The sequence below is a fragment of the Glycomyces luteolus genome (assembly GCF_027622875.1).
In the GTDB taxonomy this organism is placed as follows: domain Bacteria; phylum Actinomycetota; class Actinomycetes; order Mycobacteriales; family Micromonosporaceae; genus Glycomyces; species Glycomyces luteolus.
Genome location: NZ_JAPZVP010000002.1, coordinates 92,132 through 96,958, shown reverse-complemented (window position 1 = coordinate 96,958; position 4,827 = coordinate 92,132). Strand labels below are relative to the sequence as shown.

5 protein-coding genes are annotated in these 4,827 nt (G+C 70.7%); 3 read left to right on the top strand and 2 right to left on the bottom strand.

The features are described from left to right. Positions 1-302: 302 nt before the first annotated feature. Both O1R50_RS02450 and O1R50_RS02445 read right to left on the bottom strand, forming a co-directional pair. Positions 303-944 (bottom strand): response regulator, encoded by a 642-nt coding sequence (locus O1R50_RS02450; RefSeq protein WP_270108265.1) that lies wholly within the window; start codon positions 942-944, stop codon positions 303-305. After that, the gene (locus tag O1R50_RS02445) at positions 941-1,840 is read right to left on the bottom strand and encodes a sensor histidine kinase (RefSeq protein ID WP_270108264.1); all 900 of its coding nucleotides are present in this window, start codon (positions 1,838-1,840) and stop codon (positions 941-943) included. Before O1R50_RS02445 ends, O1R50_RS02450 begins: the two co-directional genes overlap by 4 nt. Positions 1,841-1,958: 118 nt before the next feature. Between O1R50_RS02445 and O1R50_RS02440 the strand changes: the two genes are divergently transcribed. From O1R50_RS02440 to O1R50_RS02430, 3 genes are all read left to right on the top strand, one after another. After that, complete coding sequence (locus O1R50_RS02440; protein ID WP_270108263.1) at positions 1,959-2,705, top strand: ABC transporter ATP-binding protein; 747 nt, start codon at positions 1,959-1,961, stop codon at positions 2,703-2,705. Beyond that, complete coding sequence (locus tag O1R50_RS02435) at positions 2,702-3,457, top strand: hypothetical protein (RefSeq protein WP_270108262.1); 756 nt, start codon at positions 2,702-2,704, stop codon at positions 3,455-3,457. The genes O1R50_RS02440 and O1R50_RS02435 overlap by 4 nt, the downstream gene beginning before the upstream one ends. 281 nt (positions 3,458-3,738) lie before the next feature. Beyond that, positions 3,739-4,767 carry an L-type lectin family protein gene (locus O1R50_RS02430; RefSeq protein WP_270108261.1) on the top strand — a complete coding sequence of 343 codons (1,029 nt, stop codon included), beginning with the start codon at positions 3,739-3,741 and terminating at the stop codon, positions 4,765-4,767. The last annotated feature ends 60 nt before the right edge of the window (positions 4,768-4,827 follow it).

The window sequence follows — 4,827 nt, the reverse complement described above, 5'->3', positions numbered from 1 at the left end:
CCCCCGCGCTCCTCGCGCGGGGTCCTGGCCGGAGCCGCGCGCGGGTGCACCCGCGCGCGGTCTTCGGGGGCGGCTCCCGGGATTCCCACTACTGCCGCCGGTCCTGCAAGGGCCGGTCCGCCACTCCGCACTTCCACCTGCCGGCGAAGTAGACGTTTTTTATCTACTAACTGTCACAGGTCCGGGCACCAGTGCCAAGCACCGATTTCCAGCCTGTGGATAACTATGTGAGTGGTTGCTATTTTGCCTGTTCGGAAGGCTGTGGACAACTTTGGAGGGTTTGCTGTAGTGCGATGGGTCCGTCAGTTTCTCGCGTCCCTTGCCAGCATTGCCGCCTGGACCCGGTTGGCGCAGCCGAGTTTCGCGAGGACCCGGCTCACATAGGTCTTCACCGTCGCCTCACTCATGTGCACTCGCCCGGCGATCTCCGCGTTCGACAGGCCCTCGGCGACCAGCTCCAGGACCTCGCGCTCGCGGGCGGCCAGCTTCGCGACGCGCTCCACCGCGTCCCGGCGCCGCGGCGCCGACTCGGGGGCGACCAGCCCCAGCACCATCCGGGTCACCACCGGGGACAGATACGCCTCCCCCGCCGCCACGGCCTTCACCGCCGTCACCAGTTCCTCTGGGACGCAGGTCTTCAGCACGAATCCCGCCGCACCCGCCTCCACCGCCGACAGCACGTTCCCCTGATCCCCGAAGGAGGTCAGCACCAGCGCCCGCGTCGCCGGCGATGCGGCGCTCAGCCGCTCGACCACCGCCAGGCCACCGAGTCCCGGCATCTGCAGGTCGAGGAGGGCCACTTCCGGCCGATGCCGCTCGACGGCCGCCAGCGCGTCGCGTCCGTTGTGGGCGGTGGCGGCGACCGTGATGCCCGCTGTTTCGAGGACGGTGCGGACGCCTTCGACCACGAGTGGTTCGTCGTCGGCGATCACGACTCGGGTCATCCGGTCTGGACTCCTGCGATCGAGGTGAGTGGGAGCAGTACGAGGAGCAGGACGACGGTGCCGATGGCGGCGGCTCGGGCGGCGCGCGGGAGTTGCGGGCGCGGGGCGGGGAGGGGGAGCATCGCGCTGAGTCGGAAGCGGCCGTCGTCGGCGCGGGTGTCGATGAGGCCGCCTGCCGCGTCGATGCGTTCTTTGAGGCCGGTGAGTCCGTGTCCGCCGGGGAGGTCGGCTGGTGCGGTGGTGCTGAGGGGGTTGTCGACGGTGACGAGGAGGGTGTCGGCCTCCCAGGTGATTTGGGCGCGTACGGGTTCGCCTGGTGCGTGTTTGGCGGCGTTGGCGAGGCCTTCTTCGAGTGCGGCGTAGGCGGCGCGTGCGGTCGCGGGCGGGAGTGGGCGGGGTTCGCCTTCGTGGTGGAGTTCGACGGTGACGCCGGCTTCGATGAATGCGGCGGTGAGGGTTGCGGCTTCGGTCTGGTCGAAGGGGGCGGTGCTGTCGGATGCGGCATTGTGGAGAGTGGAGTGGGGGCCAGGACGGCGTAGGAGGGTGACGAGGCTGTGGAGGTCTTCGACTGCGGCGCGTACGGTGTCGCCGACTCGGCGGGCGTCGGCGCGGCGTTCGGGGTCGGTCTCTTGGACTTCGAGGGCGGCGGCTTGGACTGCGGCGAGGCCGAGGCGGCGTCCGATCCGGTCGTGCATGTCGCGGGCGATGCGGAGTCGCTCGCGTTCGACGGCGACTTCCTGTTCGCGTATCGAGCGGCGGTGGCGCTGCCAGAGGGCGATGACGACGGCGGCGGCGAGCAGGGCGAGGATGCCGGCGGGTAGGGGCCCAGCGGGCAGGGTGGCGAGGAGCGCGAATTCGGCGAGGACGATCGCGACGGCTCCGAGGAGGCCTCTCATGGGGCCAGGGTACGCATGGTGCGGGGCGGGGCGGTCTGGTGGCGTGTTCGCTTTCGTCGCTGTTTCGGGCGACGTTCGGGGACTGTCGGGGTCGTGCTGGGGTTCGTACGGTGGCGTGATGATCGAAGTCAGGAATTTGACGAAGCGGTATCGGGGCGGCACGGCCGTCGACGATCTGTCGTTCACGGTGGAGCCGGGCCGGGTGACCGGGTTCCTCGGGCCGAACGGCGCGGGCAAGTCCACCACGATCCGGCTGGTGCTGGGTCTCGATCGGCCGTCGGGCGGGTTCGCGAGGGTGAACGGGCGGCCGTATGCGTCGCTGGATCGGCCGTTGACGGCGGTCGGCGCGCTGATGGATGCGGGTGATCTGCATCCGACGCGGAGTGTGCGGGAGCATCTGCGCTGGTTGGCGCGCAGCAACGGTATCGGGGAGCGGCGGATCGGCGAGGTGCTGGAGGCGACGGGGATGGCGGGGGTCGCGCGGAAGCGCGCGGGGGCGCTGTCGCTGGGGATGAAGCAGCGTCTCGGTGTGGCGGCGGCGCTGCTGGGGGATCCGGGGGTGCTGATTCTGGATGAGCCGGTGAACGGTCTGGATCCGGAGGGGGTGGTGTGGATCCGGCATCTCGTGCGGGGTCTCGCGGCGGAGGGGCGGACGGTGCTGGTGTCGAGCCATCTCATGTCGGAGATGGCGTTGACGGCGGATCATCTGGTGGTCATCGGGCGCGGTCGGCTGCTGGCGGATACGTCGACGGAGGAGTTCATCGCGGCGCATGCCGGTGCGGACGGCGCCGGGGCGAGTCTGGAGGAGGCGTTCATGCGGTTGACGGGTGCGTCGGTCGAGTTCCGGTCGGGGGGACGGCGATGAGCGGGTTCGTGCGGGCGGCTTCCGCGGAGTGGGTGAAGATCCGGTCGGTGCGGTCGACTGCGGTGACGTTGGGGCTGTTCGCGTTCGTGGCGCTCGGGCTGGGATGGGTGGTCGCGAACGGGTTCAGTGCGGGCGGTCCGGCGGCTGATGCGCTGCTGCCGGTCTTCTTCGGGCTGCTGACGGCGCAGCTGGTGCTGGTGACGTTCGCGGTGGCGATGGTGGGTGCGGAGTTCTCGACGGGGACGATCCGGGCGTCGCTGGCGGCGGTGCCCTCGCGCGGGAGGCTGTTCGCGGCGAAGATGACGGCCATCGGGGTCACGGTCGCCGTCGCGGCGCTGGTCGTGGAGTTGGCGGTGTACGGCCTGGTCCGGCTGGTGATCGGTGGGGCGGCGGCGCCGTTGAGCGAGTGGTGGACGGTCGAGGCGCTGCTGGGCGGCTGGATCCACTTGACGCTGTTGAGCGTGTTCACGGCGTGCGTGGCGGTGATGTTGCGCAGCACGGTGGTCTCGTTGTCGGTCTTGCTGCCGGTGCTGTTCCTCTCGGGGCAGGGTCTGGGGAATCTGGAGGCGGTGAAGCCGGTGGTGCAGTATTTCCCTGACCAGGTGGGCATGGTGATCATGCATATGACGCGGCCGGGTGATCCGCAGTTCGGGCGGGATTACGGGCCTTGGGAGGGGATCGCGATCCTGGTGCTGTGGACGGCGGCGGCGCTCGTGGGCGGCTGGCTCGCGATGCGCCGCAGGGATGCCTGAGGCGTGAGCCTCGGCGGGGCGGGGGCGGGGGGGGGGGGGGGGGCCCCCCGCCCCCCCCCCCGGGGGGGGGCGGGGCAAGGTTCCGGGAACGGACAGGTCGCGGCGGCCCGGTTCGGCCGCCGCGGCCGCGCCGCCCTGTGTGGACTGTCCATAGTTACCTGAACGGACATCATTGCCCTTGGTGTTCATATAGTTTCACTGTGTAATCGGCCCGTGTTCGCCGGGCCGTGGATTTCGTGCGGCGCCGTCGGCGCTGCGCGGCGCAGACCGAAGGAGCTCCTGTGAAACGCATTGCCAAGTTCGGGGCGGGTTCGATGATGCTCGCGGCGACGCTCGTGGCGCTGCCGGCCGTGGCCGGGGCGGAAGCGGCGGGCGAGGAGGAGCAGGCGGAGGCGAAGCAGCTGCTCGTCACCGAGGACTTCACCGGCGACAGCGTCGGCGACCCGAACTTCTACTCCCTCAACGCGTGCCTGACGGCGAACACCGTCGTGGGCGGCGAGCACGAGTTCGACTCCTGCGCCGACCAGGCCTCGGGACCGGTCGCCGAGGCCGGGAAGCAGCCGGGCTTCCTGCAGCTCACCGACGCCTCCCAGTTCGCCTACGGCGGCGTCGTGTACAACGAACCCCTCGAGAACGAAGGCGGCATCGAGGTCACGTTCGCGCAGTACCAGTACGGCGGCACGCACGCCGACGGCATCTCGTTCTTCATCGTCGACGGCGACACCGACCTCGCCGAGGTCGGCGCGTACGGCGGCAGCCTCGGCTACGCCCAGCTCGGCGACAACCCCGGTATCGAGGGCGGCTACCTCGGCCTCGGCCTGGACGCGTGGGGGAACTTCTCGGCGGACACCGAGGGCCGCGGCACCGGCTGCCCGGCCGATCAGCAGGCCCCGGCCCATCTGCGGATCGAGATGAACCGCGCGCCCGACAACGTGGCGCTGCGCGGGCCCGGCTCGGGCCTCCGCGGCTACTGCCTGCTGGACACCACCGCCACCGACGAGGTGGTCGACACGGTCAACAACGGCGACCTCTACGGCACGGCATTCCCCGCGAGCCTGCGCGGCACCGCCGTCGATGACGCCAAGCGCCTCGTCAAGCTGAAGGTCTCGAACGACGCGATGCCGAAGGTCACCGTCGACATCGACTTCATGAACGGCGGCGCCGAGGCCTCCTCGGGCTGGGAGCGGGTCCTGGAGGCCACGATGCCGACCGCCGCGCCCGACACGTTCAAGTTCGGGTTCGCCGCCTCCACCGGCGGGGCCACCGACGTCCACATGATCCGCCACCTGCGGGTCGAGACCTTCGAGTAGCGCAGACGCGCCGAGGGGGGCCCCGGGGGGGGGCCCCCGGGGCCCACCCACCCAGCACGG

Bases quoted from the DNA above. Each gene is read 5' to 3' on its own strand.
- O1R50_RS02440 (WP_270108263.1), top strand. From the start codon at position 1,959: ATGATCGAAGTCAGGAATTTGACGAAGCGGTATCGGGGCGGCACGGCC.
- O1R50_RS02450 (WP_270108265.1), bottom strand. From the start codon at position 944: ATGACCCGAGTCGTGATCGCCGACGACGAACCACTCGTGGTCGAAGGC.
- O1R50_RS02435 (WP_270108262.1), top strand. From the start codon at position 2,702: ATGAGCGGGTTCGTGCGGGCGGCTTCCGCGGAGTGGGTGAAGATCCGG.
- O1R50_RS02445 (WP_270108264.1), bottom strand. From the start codon at position 1,840: ATGAGAGGCCTCCTCGGAGCCGTCGCGATCGTCCTCGCCGAATTCGCG.